Annotated in this window: 16 protein-coding genes; 9 read left to right on the top strand and 7 right to left on the bottom strand. The window is 72.7% G+C overall.

The features are described from left to right. The first annotated feature begins 251 nt into the window (after window positions 1-251). Window positions 252-704, top strand: a complete 453-nt coding sequence (locus tag ACWCQ1_RS12335) for an ATP-binding protein (protein ID WP_358596723.1) — start codon at window positions 252-254, stop codon at window positions 702-704. Between the two features lie 70 nt (window positions 705-774). Here ACWCQ1_RS12335 and ACWCQ1_RS12330 read toward each other — a convergent pair whose 3' ends face one another. Continuing rightward, window positions 775-1,812: a DUF2637 domain-containing protein gene (locus tag ACWCQ1_RS12330; protein ID WP_133041700.1), complete on the bottom strand. Its 1,038-nt coding sequence runs from the start codon at window positions 1,810-1,812 to the stop codon at window positions 775-777. Between the two features lie 304 nt (window positions 1,813-2,116). Then, on the bottom strand, window positions 2,117-2,965 hold the full coding sequence (locus tag ACWCQ1_RS12325) for a (2Fe-2S)-binding protein (RefSeq protein ID WP_451026402.1): 849 nt from the start codon (window positions 2,963-2,965) through the stop codon (window positions 2,117-2,119). 156 nt (window positions 2,966-3,121) lie between these two features. On the opposite strand from ACWCQ1_RS12325, the gene ACWCQ1_RS12320 reads away from it, so the two are divergent. Then, complete coding sequence (locus tag ACWCQ1_RS12320) at window positions 3,122-3,925, top strand: GntR family transcriptional regulator (protein WP_208782729.1); 804 nt, start codon at window positions 3,122-3,124, stop codon at window positions 3,923-3,925. A gap of 58 nt (window positions 3,926-3,983) precedes the next feature. Here ACWCQ1_RS12320 and ACWCQ1_RS12315 read toward each other — a convergent pair whose 3' ends face one another. The 3 genes from ACWCQ1_RS12315 to ACWCQ1_RS12305 all read right to left on the bottom strand — a co-directional run bounded on the left by ACWCQ1_RS12315 (window position 3,984) and on the right by ACWCQ1_RS12305 (window position 7,205). Beyond that, the gene (locus ACWCQ1_RS12315; RefSeq protein WP_358596717.1) at window positions 3,984-4,484 is read right to left on the bottom strand and encodes a DUF2231 domain-containing protein; all 501 of its coding nucleotides are present in this window, start codon (window positions 4,482-4,484) and stop codon (window positions 3,984-3,986) included. 94 nt (window positions 4,485-4,578) lie between these two features. Next, window positions 4,579-5,352: a hypothetical protein gene (locus ACWCQ1_RS12310; RefSeq protein ID WP_133041704.1), complete on the bottom strand. Its 774-nt coding sequence runs from the start codon at window positions 5,350-5,352 to the stop codon at window positions 4,579-4,581. Window positions 5,353-5,504: 152 nt separating this feature from the next. Then, window positions 5,505-7,205: a PucR family transcriptional regulator gene (locus tag ACWCQ1_RS12305; protein WP_451026401.1), complete on the bottom strand. Its 1,701-nt coding sequence runs from the start codon at window positions 7,203-7,205 to the stop codon at window positions 5,505-5,507. Window positions 7,206-7,548: 343 nt separating this feature from the next. Between ACWCQ1_RS12305 and ACWCQ1_RS12300 the strand changes: the two genes are divergently transcribed. From ACWCQ1_RS12300 to ACWCQ1_RS12280, 5 genes are all read left to right on the top strand, one after another. Next, entirely contained in the window at window positions 7,549-8,439 is an 891-nt protein-coding gene (locus ACWCQ1_RS12300; protein WP_133041706.1) for an FAD binding domain-containing protein, read from the top strand. Next, window positions 8,439-9,008, top strand: coding sequence for a (2Fe-2S)-binding protein (locus tag ACWCQ1_RS12295; RefSeq protein ID WP_358596710.1), 570 nt, complete (start codon window positions 8,439-8,441; stop codon window positions 9,006-9,008). The genes ACWCQ1_RS12300 and ACWCQ1_RS12295 overlap by 1 nt, the downstream gene beginning before the upstream one ends. A 1-nt stretch (window position 9,009) precedes the next feature. Continuing rightward, entirely contained in the window at window positions 9,010-11,394 is a 2,385-nt protein-coding gene (locus ACWCQ1_RS12290; protein ID WP_451026400.1) for a xanthine dehydrogenase family protein molybdopterin-binding subunit, read from the top strand. Between the two features lie 175 nt (window positions 11,395-11,569). Then, complete coding sequence (locus tag ACWCQ1_RS12285; RefSeq protein WP_451026399.1) at window positions 11,570-13,027, top strand: NCS2 family permease; 1,458 nt, start codon at window positions 11,570-11,572, stop codon at window positions 13,025-13,027. A 48-nt stretch (window positions 13,028-13,075) separates the two neighbouring features. Then, window positions 13,076-14,227, top strand: coding sequence for an XdhC/CoxI family protein (locus ACWCQ1_RS12280; RefSeq protein WP_358596702.1), 1,152 nt, complete (start codon window positions 13,076-13,078; stop codon window positions 14,225-14,227). Window positions 14,228-14,239: 12 nt separating this feature from the next. Here the strand turns inward: ACWCQ1_RS12280 and ACWCQ1_RS12275 are convergent, their stop codons facing one another. Beyond that, window positions 14,240-16,579, bottom strand: a complete 2,340-nt coding sequence (locus ACWCQ1_RS12275; protein WP_358596699.1) for a protein kinase domain-containing protein — start codon at window positions 16,577-16,579, stop codon at window positions 14,240-14,242. Window positions 16,580-16,735: 156 nt separating this feature from the next. Next, window positions 16,736-17,176: an SRPBCC family protein gene (locus ACWCQ1_RS12270; RefSeq protein ID WP_207929653.1), complete on the bottom strand. Its 441-nt coding sequence runs from the start codon at window positions 17,174-17,176 to the stop codon at window positions 16,736-16,738. A 204-nt stretch (window positions 17,177-17,380) separates the two neighbouring features. On the opposite strand from ACWCQ1_RS12270, the gene ACWCQ1_RS12265 reads away from it, so the two are divergent. Both ACWCQ1_RS12265 and ACWCQ1_RS12260 read left to right on the top strand, forming a co-directional pair. Further along, window positions 17,381-18,595: a cytochrome P450 gene (locus tag ACWCQ1_RS12265; protein ID WP_358596696.1), complete on the top strand. Its 1,215-nt coding sequence runs from the start codon at window positions 17,381-17,383 to the stop codon at window positions 18,593-18,595. A 170-nt stretch (window positions 18,596-18,765) separates the two neighbouring features. Further along, window positions 18,766-19,728, top strand: a complete 963-nt coding sequence (locus ACWCQ1_RS12260; protein WP_358596693.1) for a UDP-glucuronic acid decarboxylase family protein — start codon at window positions 18,766-18,768, stop codon at window positions 19,726-19,728. The last annotated feature ends 18 nt before the right edge of the window (window positions 19,729-19,746 follow it).

Genomic DNA, 19,746 nt, shown 5'->3' with positions numbered 1-19,746 from the left:
GCGGAGGCGATGATCCCGGGTGGTCAGGACGCCCCCGGACGCCTAGCCGCGGAGGCGTCCGGCACGGCCCGCCGGTGCCCGTCCGGCCGAAAGAGCCGTATCCATGGCCGAACACCCGGTGGTTGAGCATTCGACATGACTACGCCGGGTGACAGAGGGCATGGATCCCGTGAACGTGTTCGACAAGGAGGGGAACCGACATCGGCACGCGGGCGGGGGTCATGAAGAGGCAGGCACGAGGGGGCGGTCCCATGGCGATCGGGGCCTCCTCGGCTCGGACGGTGGAGGAAGAGACCGACGACGTGACGGAAGGGCCGCAGCCGTCCCAGCTGCGGCAGAGACTCGGGCACGGGGATCTGAAGGCGGTGCCCGAGGCGCGCAGGGCACTGCGCGAGCTGCTACGGCAGTGGGGCAGGCCCGGACGCTCGGACGTGGCGGAACTGCTCACCAGCGAACTGGTCACCAACGCACTCGTCCACACCGACCACGACGCGGTCCTGACGGCCGTCGTGGGACAGCGTGGACTGCGGGTGGAGGTACGGGACTTCGTGGCCCGCAGGCCCAGGCCCTGCCCGGCGAACACCGGCGACGGCACCCACGGCAGGGGCCTGGTCCTGGTGCAGTCCCTCGCGGACGCGTGGGGGGTACGGACGCACGGGGTGGGGAAGGCGGTGTGGTTCGAACTCGACGCCGGCCCGGCCTGAACGGGAACGGGAAGGGGGCGTGGCCACCGGCCACGCCCCCTTCCCTATACCGGCTCCTGCGCCGGCCGGCTCAGCCGAACTGCTGCTCGAGGTCCTTGAGCTTGCGCTCCAGGGAGTCGAGGCGCGGGAGGGCCATTGTGTCGTCCTCCGCGGTGAGATCGACCGTGATCTGGTCGGAACCGCCCTTGCGGACGGGCTGCAGCGAGGGACGCTGGCGGACGGGCAGCGGCTCCGGGGCCGATATGGCAGGCTCCGCGGAGGTCTGGGTGCCTGCCCGCTCCAGGGCCTGCGGCTCCGGTCGGCCGCCACGGCCGATGATCCCGCGGTGGCCCCGGCTGATCGCCTTGAGCTGGGCGCGCTCCAGGCGGTCCGCCTCACGGCGGCGCAGCCGGTTGGCCTCCTCCTGCCGCTTGTCCTCACGGACCTCCTCGACCGCCTCGTCCAGGCTGCGCACGTTCTCCAGCAGCATCAGCGACCAGGCCCTGTAGGTCTCACGGGGAGCCCGCAACCAGCGCACCATACGGATCTGCGGCAGCGGACGCGGCACCAGACCCTGCTCACGCAGGGCGGCCCGGCGGGTCTGCTTCAGCGCGCGGTCGAACAGCACCGCCGCCGAGAGCGACATGCCGGCGAAGAACTGCGGCGCGCCCGCGTGGTCGACCCCTCGGGGCGCGTGCACCCAGTTGAACCAGGCAGAGGCGCCCGCGAACGTCCACACCAGTATCCGGGAGCCGAGAGCGGCGTCACCGTGGGAGGCCTCGCGCACCGCGAGCACGGAGCAGAACATGGCCGCGCCGTCCAGGCCGAACGGCACCAGGTACTCCCAGCCTTCCGAGAGGCCGAGGTTCTGCTGGCCGAAGCCCACCAGTCCGTGGAAGGAGAGCGCGGCGGCGACCGCCGCACAGCAGAACAGGAGCACATAGGAGGCGGTGCCGTATATGGCCTCCTTGCGCCTGCGGCGCTCCTCGCTGCGCTCCCACGAGTCGTCCTTCGCGTGCTCCCCGCCGGACCGCTTGCTGCGCGCGAGCACCGCCACCGCCGCCAGCATGCCCAGGAGCAGTACGGCGCCCGGAAGCAGCCAGTTCAGCGATATGTCGGTCAGTCTCATCTAGGGGTCCCTTGCATTGGGATAGGGCGTAACGCCCGCCATAGTGGCCCAATCCCACGGGCCCTCAGGGGGTTTCGGGGCAAGAGGCCGCCAAGGAATTGCAAGGGGGGTGCCAGGGCAGCTTTCTGCTCGAACTGCCGCTTGAGGGGCGGGAGTTGAGTTCGAATAAGACTACCCGTACGGGTGGTTCCTCGGAAAGTTCCTGCGACAAGTGAGAAAGTTGTGAAGTACCTGTAACCGAGCGGGCCGTCCCTTCGCGGGCGATCTTACGACATCGCTCCGCGCCGGTGTGCCTGAGGGGGGCTCAACTGGCGGTGGCGGCCAGCAGCTTGGTCACACGGTCGGCGTCACGGGTGCGCGGACAGGTCGCGCAGGTGTCCTCGGGGCGCACGGTGTAGAACATGCAGCAGCTCACCCGGTCCCGGGTGGGCAGCGACTCCCCGTCCGGTCCGGTCAGTTCCCGGAAGGCCGCCGAGCCGACGTACGGCCGGGTCGCGCCGGGCAGCAGCGCCTCCAACTCACGCCTGGCCCGCGCCTGTTCACCGAGCAGATGGGCGACGTACCAGAGACCTTCCACCAGCTCGTCGGTCGCCGTGCCCCACAGGGCGCGTCCGCGCCGCCGCATCCGCGGCCCGAAGGCGGCCAGCACGGGTTCGAGGTGCTCGGCCACCGCGGCCCGCACCTTCGCCCGCAGCGCCTCCTCGTCGGCGACGACCCGGGCGCCGGGCAGCGCGGCCGCCGGATCGCCGGGCAGACAGGCGAAGCCGGCCGGGCGCACGGCCAGCCGGCCCAGGGAGAGACCGGGGGCCGTGCGGTCGTAGGCGACCTCGTCCACCGGGAGGCGGGGGACCCGGCGGTGCAGGAACCACGGCACGGTGATCAGGAGGCAGGCGGGCCAGGCGTACCGGTGCAGTCCGAAGCTCGCGACGACGTCCGGGCGCGCCCGCTGACCGTGGTCGCGCAGCACCTGTGCGTCGTCCTGGGCGAGAAACGCGTCGAGACGGGCGCCGCCTTCCACCAGTGAGGCGGTGGTCACCCAGCCGCCGCCCTCGGGCACCGGTTCCCCGGTGGCGAGCTCCCTCACGTCCAGTCCCGGGAACGCCTTGGTCAGACGGGTGTAGGCGTCATGGAAGGCCGAGCGGGCAGAGGGCATACGGAGACCGCCGATCCGGAACGACTGGAAGGCAAGGCTTACCTTACCCGGAGTCGATGGGATTTGAACTGACGGCTTGTGCGCCTATGGTGCTTGACGGACGAGTAACAACCCGTCGTAATGGCCCCAAGTACCGACACGTCCCGAGGAGGACCCGTGAGGCAGCACGCGCAGGGCTCCACGGGGACGGGAACACCGCAGATCCGTACGGCCGCCGCCGCGCCCCGCGTGCCGCAGCAGCCCGTGGCGGCGGACGTGGACCGGGAGCGGGGCGTCGCCCCCGACGGCACACGCGGCGAGCACACCCACAGCGAGCAGCCCATCCCGCGCCCCCGGCTGGTCCAGCGGGCCTCCGTGCGCGGACAGATCCTCGACGCGCTGCGCACCGCGCTGGTCACCGGCGAGCTGACGCCGGGGGAGGTGTACTCGGCGCCGGCCCTGGGCGAGCGCTTCGGGGTCTCCGCCACGCCGGTGCGCGAGGCCATGCAGCAGCTGGCCCTGGAGGGCGCGGTCGAGGTCGTCCCCAACCGGGGCTTCCGGGTCGTCGAACGCGGCACCCGGGAACTCGCCGAACTGGCCGAGATCCGCGCGCTGATCGAGGTGCCGGTGATGCTGCGCCTGGCCCGCACGGTCCCCGTGGAACGCTGGGCGGACCTGCGGCCCCTCGCCGAGGCGACGGTCCGGGCCGCGTCCCTGGGCTGCCGGGCCACCTACGCCGAGTCCGACCGCGCCTTCCACCGGGCGGTGCTGTCCCTCTGCGGCAACGCACAGCTCGTCCAGATCGCCGACGACCTGCACCGCCGGGCCCAGTGGCCGCTGGTGGGCGGACGGGCCCCGGCCGGGAACGCCGACCTGATCGCGGACGCGGCCGACCACACCGTGCTGCTGGACGCGCTGATCGCGCGGGACGTCGACGTCGTACGAGGGCTGGTGGGCCGGCACTTCGCGGGCCTGGTGTGAAGGGTCCGTGCGAGGGCCCCGCAGACAAGGCCCTCGCACGGACCGCCCGTCGGGCGGATCAGTTCCCGTCGCCCGAGCCCGTCGCCGTCTTGGAGTAGCCCCCGGTCCAGGCCGCCTTCGCGCCCGAGTCCCCGATGCGGTACACGTCGACGACGGCGCCCGCGGCCACGACGACGCTCAGCACGCCGGCCGCGACGCGGATCACGGACGCGGACCGGGTGCCGGCCCGCTCGGCGGACGTCCGGCGGGTCGTCCACCACACGGCCGCCGCCAGCACGAACAGACCCAGCGCCCAGGGCAGCAGCCCGTCGCCGAGTTCGGTGTGCCGGCGTATCAGCGCGCTGCTGGTCACATGCCGCTCCAGCCACTCGCCGGCCTGCGTGGTCAGCGGCACGCTCACCAGCGTCACGAGCGCCAGCACCGGCAGGACCACGCCCATCCGGCGCGCGGCCTTCGGCCACACGGCACAGACCACCAGGGCCAGCGCGGTCAGCGGGACGAGTACGACGACGAAATGGACCAACAGGACATGCGCGGGCAGACCGTTGACGAGGCTCATCGGGATTTCCTCTGAGGAGGGGGATGGGGGCCGCAGCCTGCCACAGCAACCTCTCAGGTTCCTCTGAGCACTCCCTGAACGGCCTCCGGACGTCTCAGGCCGTCGCCGCCGGTGGCGTCAACTGCCGCGCCAGCCACGTCGGCACCCCGCCCAGCAGCCGGAACAGCCGCCGTGCCTCCTCGCGCAGCCGGGAGGCCTCCGGCTCCGCCTCCGCGTCGGCCAGCGACGCCAGCGCCGGGGCCGTACCGACCAGGTAGCCCAGCTCCTCGCGGATCCGCAGGGATTCCGCGAACCCGTGCCGTGCCTCGGCCACCTCGCCCTCCCGCAGGGCGAGACCGGCGAGATGGCGCCAGGTGGAGGACAGCAGCAGCGGGTCGGAATGGGCGGTGGCGGCGGCGTGGGCGCGACGGTAGGCGGCCCGCGCGGCCTGGGGGGAGCGGGTGAGGTTCTCGGCGAGCAGCCCCCGCCGGAAGTCCAGCAGCGCCCGCCCCACGCTCCCCGGAGGGATCAGCGCCGCCGCCCGCCCCAGCGCGGCCCGTGCCTCGTCGGCCCGGTCGCGCACTGAGTGCAGGGTCGCCGCGTACGCCAAGTACCCGCGTTCACAAGCGGCCGCGCCGCGCTCGTCGTCGGTGTGGGCCAGCGCCTCCGCCGTCCGCAGCGCGTCCTCGGCCTCGTCCCACCCCTGCTCCGTGTACAGGCACTTCTCCACGAGCAGCGCGGTCCGCTGCAGCGCCGAGGCGGCGGTGACCGGGTCCAGCAGCGCCGCCGCGTCGGTCCAGCAGGCCCGCGAGCGCAGCCGCCATACCGCGGTCTGGAGGGGATCGTCCCCTGCGGAAGTTCCGGTACCAGACATGGCGGTATGCGCCACGTTGCCCTCCCCGAGCACGCCATCGAGCCTTGAGTGGTGGCCGCATCTCAGCACGGATTCCGTGGCGGGGCCAAGGGGGCGGGTGAAGGATTTCACAAAGTCGTGGGACTCCGGCGGCACTTGGTGCCACTCCGGCCCGCCGGCCGGCGGGCTCAGCTCATCCGCAACGCCAGGAAGAAATCGAGCTTGTCCTCCAGCCGGGACAGGTCCCGGCCCGTCAACTGCTCGATTCGGCCCACGCGGTAGCGCAGCGTGTTGACGTGCAGGTGCAGCCGGGTCGCGCAGCGCGTCCAGGAACCGTCGCAGTCCAGGAAGGCCTCCAGGGTCGGGATCAGCTCGGCGCGGTGGCGGCGGTCGTAGTCGCGCAGCGGGTCCAGCAGCCGCGCGGTGAAGGCGCGGCGGACGTCGTCCGGGACGAAGGGGAGCAGCAGGACGTGGGAGGCGAGTTCCTGGTGGCCGGCCGCGCAGACCCGGCCCTGGCGGGCGGCGGCCACCCGGCGGGCGTGCCGGGCCTCCTCCAGGGCGCCGCGCAGCCCCTCCGCCGAGTGCACGGCCGCGCTGACACCGAGGGTGACCTGGCCGTCGTCGTCGAGACCGGCCGACAGCGGGTCGCGCACGGACTCCAGCAGCGCCTCGGCGAGGATCCCGGACTCCGAGCCGTCGTGCTCGGCGGAGACCGCCGGGAGCGGGACGAGGGCGACTGCCTCGTCCCCGCTGTGCGCGACGGCGATCCGGTCCGAGGGCTCGGGCCCGGTGGCCATCGGGTCGACGAGGATCTCCTCCAGCAGCGACTGCGCGACCGGACCCGCCTCGATGTCCGCGCCCACCCAGTCGACGCGGGCCACGACCACCTGCCAGTGCGGGGCGGCCCCGAGACCGGGCAGCAGCACCGGAGCGGCCACCCGCAGACGGGCGGCGATCTCCGCCGGCGCGGCCCCCGTCTGCACCAGCTCCAGCACCTCCTGGGCGAGCCGGCGCCGTACCGTGCGCGCCGCGTCCCGGCGGTCCCGCTCGACCGAGATGAGCTGGGTGACGCCCTGCAGCAGGTCCAGCCGCTCAGCCGGCCAGTCGCCCGCGTCCGCCTCGACGGCCAGCAGCCAGTCCGACAGCACCGACTCGCGCACGTCCCGCGAGACCTGCGGCGTGCGGCCCGGGCCGGCGACGGCCGGGCGGTGGCCCGAAGCGCGGATCGGGAAGAGGCTGTACGTCGCCGGGCCCAGCGTCACCCGGTGCGGCCCCCGGCGTCCGGTGCGGGCGGCGGCGAGATGCTCGGCGGCGAGCTTGGCGCACAGGTCGGCGGGCAGCCCCGGCCCCGCGACCTTCGGACCGGCGATCAGCCGTCCGGTGGGGGAGAGCACCCAGGCCCTGAGGTCCAGGTCGGAGCCGAGCAGGTCCAGCACCACGTCCGGGCCGCCGCCCGCCGGGCCCGAGGTCATCATCCGCCGGTGCCGGTCCACCACGGCGGCCAGATCGCCCGCGCGCTCGCCGGAGACCTGCCGGACGACATGCTCGGTGATCGTCGCGAACGCCACCGACTCGTGCACCGCGAACAACGGCAGCCGGTGCCGGGCGCAGGCCACCACCAGGTCCTCGGGGACCTCCCCGAGTTCCGCCTCGCCGGCCGCCAGCGCGACCACCCCGGCCTGCACCAGGATCCGTACGAACGGCTCCGAGTCGTCCCCGTCCCGGCGCCAGGCCAGGCCGGTGAGCACCAGCTCACCGCCCGAGAGGTAGCGGCTGGGATCGCGCAGGTCGGTGGTCATCACGCCGCGGACGGTCCGGTCCAGCTCGTCCTCGCCGCCGAGTAGCCTGAGGCCCAGCGCGTCGGTGTCCAGCAGTGCGCGCAGCCGCATTCTCGTCGCCGCCGTTCTTTGTCTCGAAATCTACGATGAACCGTGAGGGTGGTCGGGGAGAGGGACCCGCCGGACGGTGCGGGAGCCGCACGCTTCGACTGCCTGGCTGTTTCCTGCGTTTCTACAGGAAAACAGGGAGGTGACCGATGACCTCCGTTCATGCGAATCTACAAGATGCCCGCCCTGGCCAGCCAACTCCTTCATGGTTTCCGTGACTGACCCGGCTGGAGCACCGCGCTGTGTACTGACTCCACTCAGCGTGAACAGCGCATGAACGAGCCGAGCCCGCCGCACCGGATCTGGCTCGATCCGTACCCCCCCGAGACGAAGAAGAGAGCCGGTCATGGACTTCCTTCGCCCCGCCAGCTGGGAGGAGGCGCTCGCCGCGAAGGCCGAGCACCCCACCGCTGTGCCCATTGCGGGCGGCACCGACGTGATGGTCGAGATCAACTTCGACCACCGGCGGCCCGAGTACCTGCTCGACCTCAACCGCGTCGGCGACCTCTACGAGTGGGAGGTCGGCGAGGACAGCGTGCGGCTCGGCGCCTCGGTCCCCTACACCACGATCATGGAGCGGCTGCGCGCGGAGCTGCCCGGCCTCGCCCTCGCCTCGCACACGGTCGCCTCCCCGCAGATCCGCAACCGCGGCGGCGTCGGCGGCAACCTCGGCACCGCCTCCCCGGCCGGCGACGCCCACCCCGCGCTGCTCGCGGCGGGCGCCGAGGTCGAGGTGGAGTCGGTGCGCGGCAGCCGCCGTATCCCGATCGACGCGTTCTACACGGGCGTCAAGCGCAACGCGCTCGCCGCCGACGAGCTCATCAAGTACGTGCACATCGACAAGGCCGACGGCCCCCAGCAGTTCTCCAAGGTCGGTACCCGCAACGCCATGGTCATCGCCGTGTGCGCCTTCGGGCTCGCGCTGCACCCCTCGACGCGCACCGTCCGCACCGGCATCGGATCGGCCGCCCCGACACCCGTCAGGGCGAAGGCCGCGGAGGAATTCCTGAACGCGGCCCTCGAGGAGGGCGGCTTCTGGGACAACGGAAAGATCATCACCCCGTCGGTCGCCAAGCAGTTCGCCGACCTGTGCTCCGGCGCCTGCAACCCGATCGACGACGTCCGGGGCACGGCGAGCTACCGCCGGCACGCGGTGGGCGTCATGGCCCGCCGCACGCTGACCTGGGCCTGGGAGTCCTACCGCGGCACCGCCGCCCGCTCGGAGGGAGTCGCCTGATGCGCGTCAACTTCACTGTCAACGGACGTCCGCAGGAGGCCGACGACGTGTGGGAGGGCGAGTCCCTGCTGTACGTGCTGCGGGAGCGGCTGGGCCTGCCGGGCTCCAAGAACGCCTGCGAGCAGGGCGAGTGCGGGTCCTGCACGGTGCGCCTCGACGGCGTGCCGGTGTGTTCGTGCCTGGTCGCGGCCGGACAGGTCGAGGGCCGTGACGTGGTGACCGTCGAGGGTCTCGCGGAATACGCCAGGCAGCGCTCCTGTGGCGACGCGCACGGCACGTCCCTGGACGAGGCGAGGGGATGGCAGGCACAGGGCACCGACTCCCAGACCGGCGAGGGCACCGAACTGGCCCCGATCCAGCAGGCGTTCATCGACGCCGGCGCCGTCCAGTGCGGCTTCTGCACGCCCGGTCTGCTGGTCGCCGCCGACGAGATGCTGGAGCGCAACCCCAACCCGACCGACGCGGACATCCGCGAGGCGCTGTCGGGCAACCTGTGCCGCTGCACGGGCTACGAGAAGATCATGGACGCGGTCCGTCTGGCGGCCGCCCGGCAGCAAGAGGCGGTCTGAAATGCCGACCAACGGCGCTCCCACCAAGATCACTCAGGGCTCCCGGACCAAGGGCGGCATCGGCGAGTCCACGCTCCGCCCGGACGGCACCCTCAAGGTCACCGGCGAGTTCGCGTACTCGTCCGACATGTGGCACGAGGACATGCTCTGGGGCCAGATCCTCCGGTCCACGGTCGCCCACGCGGAGATCGTCTCGATCGACACCAGCGAGGCACTGAAGACCCCCGGCGTCTACGCCGTCATGACGTACGACGACCTGCCGACCGAGGTGAAGAACTACGGCCTGGAGATCCAGGACACCCCGGTCCTCGCGCACGGCAAGGTACGCCACCACGGCGAGCCGGTCGCCATCGTCGCGGCCGATCATCCGGAGACGGCCCGCCGGGCCGCCGCCAAGATCAGGGTCGAGTACCGCGAGCTGCCCGTCATCACCGACGAGGCCTCCGCGACCGCGCCCGACGCGATCCTGGTCCACGAGGACCGCACCGACCACCACATCGGCCACGTCCCGCACCCCAACATCGTCCACCGCCAGCCGATCATCCGCGGCGACGCCTCCGAGGCCGCGAAAAGGGCCGATGTCATCGTCAGGGGCGAGTACTGCTTCGGCATGCAGGACCAGGCCTTCCTCGGCCCCGAGTCCGGTCTCGCGGTGCCCGAGGAGGACGGCGGCGTCCATCTCTACATCGCCACCCAGTGGCTGCACAGCGACCTGCGCCAGATCGCGCCCGTCCTCGGCCTGCCCGAGGAGAAGGTGCGGATGACGCTGGCCGGCGTCGGCGGCGCGTTCGGCGGCCGCGAGGATCTGTCGATGCAGATCCACGCCTGTCTGCTCGCCCTGCGCACGGGCAAACCCGTCAAGATCGTCTACAACCGCTTCGAGTCCTTCTTCGGCCACGTCCACCGCCACCCGGCCCGCCTCTTCTACGAGCACGGGGCCACTCGCGACGGCAGGCTGACGCACGTCAAGTGCCGGATCGTCCTGGACGGCGGCGCGTACGCCTCCGCGTCCCCCGCGGTCGTCGGCAACGCCTCCTCGCTCGGCATCGGCCCCTACAAGGTGGACGACGTCGAGATCGAGGCCATCGCCCTCTACACCAACAACCCGCCCTGCGGGGCCATGCGGGGCTTCGGCGCGGTCCAGGCGTGCTTCGCCTACGAGGCGCAGATGGACAAGGTGGCGAAGGAACTCGGCATGGACCCGGTGGAGTTCCGGCAGCTCAACGCCATGGAGCAGGGCACACTCATGCCGACGGGCCAGCCCGTCGACTCACCCGCCCCGGTCGCCGAACTCCTGCGCCGCGTCAAGGCGATGCCGCTGCCCCCCGAGCGTCAGTGGGAGTCCAGCGAGGGCGCGGACGTACGGCAGCTGCCGGGCGGCCTGTCCAACACCACGCACGGCGAGGGGGTCGTACGCGGCATCGGGTACGCGGTCGGCATCAAGAACGTCGGCTTCTCCGAGGGCTTCGACGACTACTCCACCGCCAAGGTGCGCATGGAGGTCGTGGGCGGCGAGCCCGTCGCCACCGTGCACACCGCGATGGCGGAGGTCGGCCAGGGCGGCGTCACCGTCCACGCGCAGATCGCCCGCACCGAGCTGGGCGTCGCGCAGGTGACCATCCACCCGGCGGACACCCAGGTGGGCAGCGCCGGTTCGACCTCGGCCTCCCGGCAGACCTACGTCACCGGCGGCGCGGTGCGCAACTCCTGCGAGCTGGTCCGGGAGAAGGTCCTGGACATCGGCCGCCGCAAGTTCGGTACGTACCACCCCGCCTGGGCGACGGCGGAGCTGCTGCTGGAGGGCGGCAAGGTCGTCACCGACGGCGGCGAGGTCCTCGCCGACCTGGTGGACGTGCTCGAGGACGAGGCCGTCGAGGTCGAGGCCGAGTGGCGGCACCGCCCCACCGTCCCCTTCGACCTGCGCACCGGCCAGGGCAACGGCCACGTTCAGTACTCCTTCGCCGCCCACCGGGCCGTCGTCGAGGTCGACACCGAGCTCGGCCTGGTCAAGGTGATCGAGCTGGCCTGCGCCCAGGACGTCGGCAAGGCGCTCAACCCCCTCTCCGTGGTCGGCCAGATCCAGGGCGGCACGCTCCAGGGCATGGGCATCGCGGTGATGGAGGAGATCATGGTCGATCCCAAGACCGCGAAGGTCAGGAACCCCTCCTTCACGGACTACCTGCTGCCGACCATCCTGGACACGCCGATCATGCCGGTCGACGTCCTCGAACTCGCCGACGACCACGCCCCGTACGGGCTGCGGGGCGTCGGCGAGGCACCCACCCTGTCCTCGACCCCGGCCGTCCTCGCGGCGATCCGCGCCGCGACCGGCCTGGAGCTGAACAGGACGCCGGTACGGCCCGAACACCTCACGGGCCGGGCGTAACCATGTCCCTCCGGGCGGCACGGGGAGCGTCACACCTCGACGTGCCGCCCGGAGCAGCAAGTTCGTTCGTCTCGGGCCGTCCCCCGGGTCGTGCGGCCGAAGCACCATCCCAAATCCCGTGAGCCGCAGGGTCGGTTCACCCGGGTGCCCCTTTGAACCTTGGGAGTAGGCCCACATGACCCAGCAGTCCCTTCAGCCGCAGACCGTCCCCGAGGAGGCGGGCGCGGGAACCCGTGTCCCCGCCGGACGGTCGTGGCTCGACCGGTACTTCCACATATCCCGGCGGGGATCCAGCGTCGCCCGTGAGGTCCGCGGTGGCGTCACCACCTTCATGGCGATGGCGTACATCCTGCTGCTCAACCCCCTGATCCTGTCCGGCAAGGACGCGGCCGGGGACACCCTCGGCCAGAAGGCCCTGATCACGGCGACCGCGTTCGCCGCGGCCTTCACCACGCTGCTGATGGGCTTCGTCGGCAAGGTGCTGCTCGCGCTCGCCGCCGGCCTGTCCGTCTCCGGCGTGCTGTCCTCGCAGGTCGCCCCGCAGATGACCTGGCCGCAGGCGATGGGCATGTGCGTGATGTACGGCGTCGTCATCATGCTGCTGGTCGTCACCGGACTGCGCGAGATGATCATGAACGCCATCCCGCTCGCGCTCAAGCACGGCATCACCATGGGCATCGGCCTGTTCATCGCCCTCATCGGCTTCTACAAGTCCGGCTTCGTGCACCAGGGCAGGGCCACCCCGGTCACCCTCGGCCCGGCGGGCGAACTCGCGGGCTGGCCGGTGCTGTTGTTCGCCGGCACCCTGCTGCTGATCTTCATGCTGCAGGCCCGCGACATCCCCGGCGCCATCCTCATCGGCATCGTCAGCGGCACGATCGTCGCCGCGGTCCTCAACGCCGCCGGTGTGATCGACCCCCGGCAGTGGGCGAACGGCGCCCCCGAACTGCACGGCAGCGCGGTCTCCATGCCCGACTTCTCGCTCTTCGGGCACGTCGAGTTCGGCGGCTGGGGCAAGGTCGGCGCGATGACGGTCGGCATGATCGTCTTCACCCTCGTGCTGGCCGGGTTCTTCGACGCCATGGCCACCATCATCGGCGTCGGCACCGAGGCCGAACTGGCCGACGCCAAGGGCCGGATGCCGGGCCTGTCCAAGGCGCTGTTCATCGACGGCGCGGGCGGCGCGATCGGCGGTGTCGCGGGCGGCAGCGGGCAGACCGTGTTCATCGAGTCGGCCACCGGCGTCGGCGAGGGCGCCCGTACCGGACTCGCCTCGGTCGTCACCGGGCTGTTCTTCGCGGCCTGTCTGTTCTTCACCCCGCTCACCGCGATCGTCCCGCAGGAGGTGGCGTCCGCCGCCCTGGTCGTCATCGGCTCGATGATGCTGATGAACGCCCGGCACGTGGACTGGGGCGACCGCGCCACGGCGATCCCGGTCTTCCTCACCGTCGTCGTGATGCCGTTCACCTACAGCATCACCGCGGGTGTCTCCGCCGGCGTCATCTCCTACGTCGCCATCAAGGCCGCCCAGGGCAAGGCGCGCGAGATCGGCGCCTTCATGTGGGGCCTCGCGGTGATCTTCCTGCTCTACTTCGCCCTCAACCCCGTCGAGAGCTGGCTGGGCGTGCGCTAGCCGCCCGCCGAACCGCCCTTCCCACCAACCCCGTCAGGAGACCGACAGATGCTGGACATCGCCGAGGAGCTCAACCGGTGGGTCGAGCAGGGACGTGACGTCGCCGTGGCCACCGTGGTGGCCGTGGGCGGCAGCGCACCCCGTCCGCCGGGCGCCGCCCTCGCGGTGGACGCCGACGGCACGGCGATCGGGTCGGTCTCCGGCGGCTGTGTGGAGGGCGCCGTGTACGAGCTGTGCGAGCAGGCGCTGCGGGACGGCGATACGGTCCTGGAGCGCTTCGGATACAGCGACGACGACGCCTTCGCCGTCGGCCTGACCTGCGGCGGCGTCATCGACATCCTGGTCACCCCGGTACGGGCCGACGACCCGGCCCGTCCGGTGGTGGCGTCCGCGCTGGCCGCCGCCGCCCGGGGGGAGGCGGCGGCGCTGGCACGGATCGTGTCGGGCCCGGCCGAACTCCTGGGCCGCGCGCTCCTCGTCCGCTCCGACGGCTCCCACGAGGGCGGGTTCGGCGCCCGTCCCGAGCTGGACCGGACCGTCGTCGCCGAGGCCTCGGCCTTCCTGGACGCCGGCCGCACCGGCACCCTGGAGATCGGGGAGCAGGGCTCTCGTTGCGGAGCACCGCTCACGGTCCTCATCGAGTCCTCCGTCCCCCCGCCCCGGATGATCGTCTTCGGCGCGATCGACTTCGCGTCGGCGCTGGTCCGGATCGGCAAGTTCCTCGGCTACCACGTGACGGTGTGCGACGCCCGCCCGGTGTTCGCCACCCGCACCCGTTTCCCCGAGGCCGACGAGATCGTCGTCGAGTGGCCCCACGTCTACCTGGAGCGGACGGCCGTGGACGGCCGTACCGTGCTGTGCGTCCTCACCCACGACGCCAAGTTCGACGTACCGCTGCTCCGGCTGGCGCTGCGGCTGCCGGTGGCGTACGTCGGCGCCATGGGCTCGCGCCGCACCCATCTGGACCGCAACCGGCGGCTGCGCGAAGTGGGCGTGAGCGAAAGGGAGTTGGCGCGGCTGCGCTCGCCCATCGGGCTGGACCTCGGCGCCCGCACCCCCGAGGAGACGGCCCTGTCCATCGCCGCCGAGATCGTCGCCGACCGGCGCGGCGGCAGCGGCGTCTCCCTCACCGGCGCGCACACGCCGATCCACCACGACCCGGCGTCCCTGCCGGCGCGGCGGATCGGGTCGGTGGCCTGAGCGGCGGGGGCGTCAGTCCGAGGCCTTCGTCGGCAAGGGTGTGGGGGCCAGTGACGGGGCCACCGTGTCGGGGGCCGACGGAGCCGGGTTCTTGGACGGCAGCCGGGTGGGCCGGTCCGGCCGCACCGAGAAGGCCGTGTCGCCCGCGACGGCCACCAGGGCGTTCTGGACGAGGAGCACGTACGGGGTGGTCTCGCCGGCCGACTCGCCGGGATCGGCGAGGGCGGAGGTGCGCCAGCGCACCGCGCCCGTCGCGCTGTTCAGGGCCAGGACACGGCCGTACTCGTTGACGAGGTACAGGGTGGTGAACTTCGTGGACACCACCGGCGCCGACAGGTTCTCCACGTCCGTCGTCACCTGCCACAGCCGCTTGCCGTCCAAGCCGCGCACGGCGGTGACCGTGCCGTTCGGCCGCACGAACCAGACGACGCCCTTGAGCAGGGTGGCGGTGCCGCGCGGGGTGCCCGGCAGCGCGGCGCGCGTGACGGCGCCGGTGCGCGGGTTCACCCGCAGCAGGGCGGAGTACGGCTGGTCGTCGCCGGCTGCGGCGAACTGCTGGTCCGCCAGTTTCGGGAGCAGGAACAGCAGTTGGCCGTCCACGGTGCCCATCGGCCGGGCGCCCGTGGGCAGGGTGGCGATCTCGGCGGCGGTGCCGTCGTCCGGGTCGAGCCGCAGCAGAGCCACCTTGTCCGTGCCGGGATCGTCCACCGGAGTGCACACGCCGTAGGGGGCGCCGTCGAAGACGGTCGGCGTGCAGGCGTTCCCGCTCGACGACTTCGCCGGTGCCGTCCACAGCTGCCGGCCCGCCGCGTCGTAGGCGACGAACGTGGTCCTGTTCTCGTCCATCGCGAGGACGCCCCGGTCGAACAGGACGGCCGGCTCCTCGTCGGCGACGGGGCGGGCCCACAGCTCCGCCCCGGTCCTCGCGTCCAGGACGGCGAGCCGACGGGTGCGGTAGGTGCCGGTCGGGTCGGGCTTGCGGTAGGTGTAGACGCGTCCGTCGCGTACGCCGACCGGGCGCGAGGTCTCCGGGTCGGTACCCCGGCGCCAGTCGACCCGGCCGGAGGCGGCGTCGAGGCGGGTGACGGTGAAGCCGGTGCCGGCGCAGTACACGGCCGTCGAACCGCCCGCCACGCAGCCCGACTCGCTGAAGTCGATCGGGTCGCCCTGCTTGGCGGTGAGCAGGCTCGCCCGCCACGGCCTCCAGCCCGAGGGCAGACCCGCCACGGGAGCGCCGGCCGCACTCGCCGAGCCGCCGCCGGCGGCGGACGGATCACCGGCCGGTCCGCCGCTCGCCGCCATGTGGGCAGCCGTGAGACCGACCACGGCGACGGCCATCGCCGTGCCGATCCCGATGAGGACACGCCGTACGCGCCGACGGCCGCGTGGCGCCGACGGGGTGACGGTCGTGCCGTCGGGGCGACCCGGGCGGGCGTTCGGGCGGGCGGTGCGGCTGTGGCGGCCGTGCGGCGCGGCGGTGGTGTCCGCGCCGGGCGCGGAGCGCTGGGCCGGGACGCCCGCGAGGTCGGGGAAGGCCGGGGGAGCCTCCGTGGGCAGATGCAGCAACAGGCTGTGCAGCTCGGCCAGTTGCGGCCGGGCCAGCGGGTCCTTGTCCAGGCAGCGGGCCGCGATGCCGCGCAGCGGCTCCGGGACGCCGTCCAGGTGCGGGGCCTCGTACATCACCTGATAGCCCGTCAGGTACGGGCTGCCGCCGTCGAAGGGACGGTTGCCGGTGGCCGCGTACGCCAGCAGGGAACCGAGCGAGAACACGTCCGAGGCGGGGGTCACGTCCTTCGGCGAGGAGAACTGCTCCGGGGACATGAAGGGCGGGGTGCCGATGAGGCGGCCGGTGACGGTCAGGTCCTCGTTGTCGGCGGCGCGGGAGATGCCGAAGTCGATGACCCGGGGGCCGTCCTCGGCCATCAGGACGTTGCTCGGCTTGAGGTCGCGGTGCACGACACCGGCGCGGTGGATGTCCCGCAGCGCCTCCACGAGGCCCAGGGCCAGGGTGCGCAACTTCCGTCCGGTGAGGGGCCCTTCCTCGGCAACGATGTCGGAGAGTGTGCGGCCGGGCACGTAGAGCGTGGCCATCCACGGCTGCTCGGCCTCGGGGTCGGCGTCCACCACGGGCGCCGTGAACGCCCCGCTCACCCGCCGCGCCGCCGCGACCTCCTGCCGGAAGCGGGCGCGGAACTCCTCGTCCAGCGCGTACTGGGCGTGCACGACCTTGATCGCCACCTGCCGTCCGGAGGCGGACAGCCCCAGATGCACGACGCCCATCCCACCACTGCCGAGCCGGTCGATCAGCGTGTAGCCGCCTATGGACGCGGCTTCCCCGGAACCCACCGCCATGCCCCGGCCACCTCCCCATCCCCGAACCCACCCGACCCGACCACCCCCTCACCCTAGGCGCTCCCCCCACCCCACCAACCACTCCACGTAAATCCGTCCCCGTGAGGCGACACCGGCAACAGCGCCTACAGGGAGGGGGTTTCCGGCGTGCCCGGGTCACGGCATGCGTAGGAGGCGGTTGGCTGCGCGGCCGAACATGGTGTGGGACGCGCGGTGGAGGAGGGGGTCCACGGGGCCGGGGAGGAGCGGGACCGTGAGTTCCTCGCGCCAGATGACACGGCTGCGGCCGCCCGGGCCCGGGCGCACCTCGATCTCCGCCCAGCCCTTCACCACCCGGCCGCGTTTCTCCAGGCGGACCAGGCCGGGTTCCTCGTCCGTCGGCGGGTGCCAGACCGTGACCTCCATGCGGTCCTCGAAGGCGAGGGGACCGAGGCCGGTACGGGCGACGATCACCGTGCCCTCATGGGTCGGCGGAGCGGTGAGCACGGTGACGCGGGTCAGGGGGACCACCTCGCCGTGCCGGGGCCACTCCGTGAGGCGGCGCCAGGCCTCGGGGAGGGGGAGCGGCGCGGTGCGTTCGAGGAGGATGTTGACCACGTGACGCATCGTAGGGAATCCGGGCTGCTCAGCGTGCTCTTCCGTGGCGCGTCACACACTTGGCGCAGTGAAGGGGCGCGGACGGCACCCACGCGGCTGGAGCGCGGGACACCGCCGACGGCGCCGGCAGGACGACCCCTACCGCATCCGCACACCCGTACGGCACCCTGAGAGCCCGTCCCGCCGCCGCCCGGAAGGCGCCCCATGGACCGTCAACTGCGCCCAGGACTAGACGAGTTGCAACGCGATCCATATCCGCACTACGAGCGGGCCCGGCGTGCCGACGGCCTGACCCACCTCGCCGAACTCGACGCCTGGCTGGTCGCCCGGGACGCCGACGTCCGCGAAGTCCTGCGCAGACCGGAGGACTTCTCGTCGGCCAACGCCCTCACCCCCGACGTGATGCCCTCACCCGCCGCCTTCGCCGTCCTCGCAGGCGGCTTCGGCGGCCGGCCCGTGGTCGTCGGCACCGACGGCCCCCGGCACCAGGAACTGCGCGCCCCGATCGTGCGCGGCCTGTCGCCGGCCCGGGTGGCCGCCGTCCTGCCGTACGCCGCCGAGCGCGCCGCCGCCCTGGTCGACGGGTTCGTGAAGGAGGGGCACGTCGAGCTGATGTCGGCGTACGCGGGCAGGCTTCCCGGCGAGGTCATAGGGCGGGTCGTCGGTCTCGACCCCGCCGACGTCCCCGGCGTCGTGCACGGCGGACACCGCGCCGAGGAGCTGCTGTTCCGCCCGCTGGCCGAGGACGAGCAGATCGCGGCCGCCGAGGACGTGGTCGCGATGCAGCGCACCCTGGAGCGGTATGTCCGGGCCCGGCACACCGAGCCCCGCGACGACCTGTGCACGGAGCTGGTCAGGTCCGTCGTCCCGGAGGGCGACCTGACCCTGGAGCACCGGCACGAACTCGTCGCCCATCTGCAGAACCTGCTGCTCGCCGGTCACCTGACCACGACCGCGCTCATCGGCACGACCGTCCTCCACCTGCTCCGCCACCCGGACCAGTGGGAACTGCTGTGCGCCGAGCCCGAGAGGATCCCCGCCGCCGTCGAGGAGGCCGCCCGCCACGACAGCGCCCTGCAGGGCTTCCGCCGGATCACCACCCGCCCGCTCACCCTCGCCGGCACCGAACTCCCCGCCGGGGCGGCCCTGTTCGTCGCCTTCGGCGCCGCCAACCGGGACGCCGCCCGCCATCCGGACCCGGACACGTTCGACATCACCCGCCCTCCGGTGCGCCACCTCGCCTTCGGGCTCGGCGTGCACGGCTGTCCCGGCGCCCAGCTGGCCCGCGAGCAACTCAGGCTCACCCTGGAGGAGTTGACCCGCCGGCTGCCGGGCCTGCGGCTCGCGCCCGACCGTCCGGTCGTCATGCGACCCACGATGATCCACCGCTCACCCCAGGCCCTGCACCTGACCTGGTGAGCGGGGGCGCCGCTGCCGGTGCTCTACCAGCCGCGCCCCTGCCGGGGCTATACGCGGCGCGTATAGACGTCGCGCATAGTGGGTGATCGTCAGCCGGAACCAGGTATGCGAGTCCGCCACAGGGTTACTCGCGCCGACACGCAAGTGACGGCGCGAGTGAGGAGCGACCCATGAGCGGAAACCTGTGGCGCCGGGCCCTGGTCACCGGTGGAGCCGGGTTCGTCGGCTCCCACCTGTGCGGCAGGCTGCTGGAGGCCGGCAGCGACGTCGTCTGCCTGGACAACCTCTGCACCGGATCACGCTCCAACGTGGCCGAACTCGAGCACCGGCCCGGCTTCCGCTTCGTGCGCGCCGACGCCACCGACCCCGCCGCCGTACGCGCCCTGCCCGGCCGCTTCGACCTCGTCCTGCACTTCGCCTGCCCCGCCTCGCCGGCCGACTACCTGCGGCTGCCGCTGGAGACCCTCGACGTCGGCAGCAGCGGCACCCGCAACGCCCTGGAGCGCGCCCGCGCCGACGGGGCCCGGTTCGTCCTCGCCTCCACCTCCGAGGTGTACGGCGACCCGCTGGAGCACCCGCAGCACGAGGGGTACTGGGGCAACGTCAACCCCATCGGCCCGCGCAGCGTCTACGACGAGTCCAAACGGTTCGCCGAGGCCCTGGTCACCGCCCACCGCAAGGTGCACGGCACCGACACCGCCATCGTGCGGATCTTCAACACCTACGGCCCCCGGATGCGCACCGGCGACGGCCGCGCCGTCCCGGCCTTCGTCTCCCAGGCGCTGGACGGAGCTCCGCTCACCGTCGCCGGGGACGGCAGCCAGACCCGCTCCCTGTGCTACGTCGACGACACGGTCGACGGCGTGCTCGCGCTGGCCGCCTCCGGTGAGCGGGGGCCCGTCAACATCGGCGGCGGCGAGGAGATCACCATGCTCGACCTCGCCCGCCGGATCATCGACCTCACCGGTTCCGCCTCCCGCGTCCGGTTCGTCGAGCGCCCCGCCGACGACCCCGCCCGGCGCCGCCCCGACACCCGGCTGGCCCGGGAACGGCTCGGCTGGCAGCCGAGGGTCGGCTGGGCCGAGGGGCTGGAGCGCACCATCGGCTGGTTCACCCGGGCCGTCGCGGCCTGACCGGGGCGACCGAGCGTC

This window comes from Streptomyces sp. NPDC002144, assembly GCF_053593695.1.
Note: the sequence above shows the minus strand (reverse complement) of the source record. Positions and strands in the feature narration are given on the sequence as shown.

Coding starts and splice junctions, on each gene's coding strand:
- ACWCQ1_RS12285 (WP_451026399.1), top strand. CDS start 11,570: ATGACCCAGCAGTCCCTTCAGCCGCAGACCGTCCCCGAGGAGGCGGGC.
- ACWCQ1_RS12300 (WP_133041706.1), top strand. CDS start 7,549: ATGGACTTCCTTCGCCCCGCCAGCTGGGAGGAGGCGCTCGCCGCGAAG.
- ACWCQ1_RS12275 (WP_358596699.1), bottom strand. CDS start 16,579: ATGGCGGTGGGTTCCGGGGAAGCCGCGTCCATAGGCGGCTACACGCTG.
- ACWCQ1_RS12290 (WP_451026400.1), top strand. CDS start 9,010: ATGCCGACCAACGGCGCTCCCACCAAGATCACTCAGGGCTCCCGGACC.
- ACWCQ1_RS12330 (WP_133041700.1), bottom strand. CDS start 1,812: ATGAGACTGACCGACATATCGCTGAACTGGCTGCTTCCGGGCGCCGTA.
- ACWCQ1_RS12295 (WP_358596710.1), top strand. CDS start 8,439: ATGCGCGTCAACTTCACTGTCAACGGACGTCCGCAGGAGGCCGACGAC.
- ACWCQ1_RS12335 (WP_358596723.1), top strand. CDS start 252: ATGGCGATCGGGGCCTCCTCGGCTCGGACGGTGGAGGAAGAGACCGAC.
- ACWCQ1_RS12305 (WP_451026401.1), bottom strand. CDS start 7,205: ATGCGGCTGCGCGCACTGCTGGACACCGACGCGCTGGGCCTCAGGCTA.
- ACWCQ1_RS12260 (WP_358596693.1), top strand. CDS start 18,766: ATGAGCGGAAACCTGTGGCGCCGGGCCCTGGTCACCGGTGGAGCCGGG.
- ACWCQ1_RS12315 (WP_358596717.1), bottom strand. CDS start 4,484: ATGAGCCTCGTCAACGGTCTGCCCGCGCATGTCCTGTTGGTCCATTTC.
- ACWCQ1_RS12280 (WP_358596702.1), top strand. CDS start 13,076: ATGCTGGACATCGCCGAGGAGCTCAACCGGTGGGTCGAGCAGGGACGT.
- ACWCQ1_RS12265 (WP_358596696.1), top strand. CDS start 17,381: ATGGACCGTCAACTGCGCCCAGGACTAGACGAGTTGCAACGCGATCCA.
- ACWCQ1_RS12325 (WP_451026402.1), bottom strand. CDS start 2,965: ATGCCCTCTGCCCGCTCGGCCTTCCATGACGCCTACACCCGTCTGACC.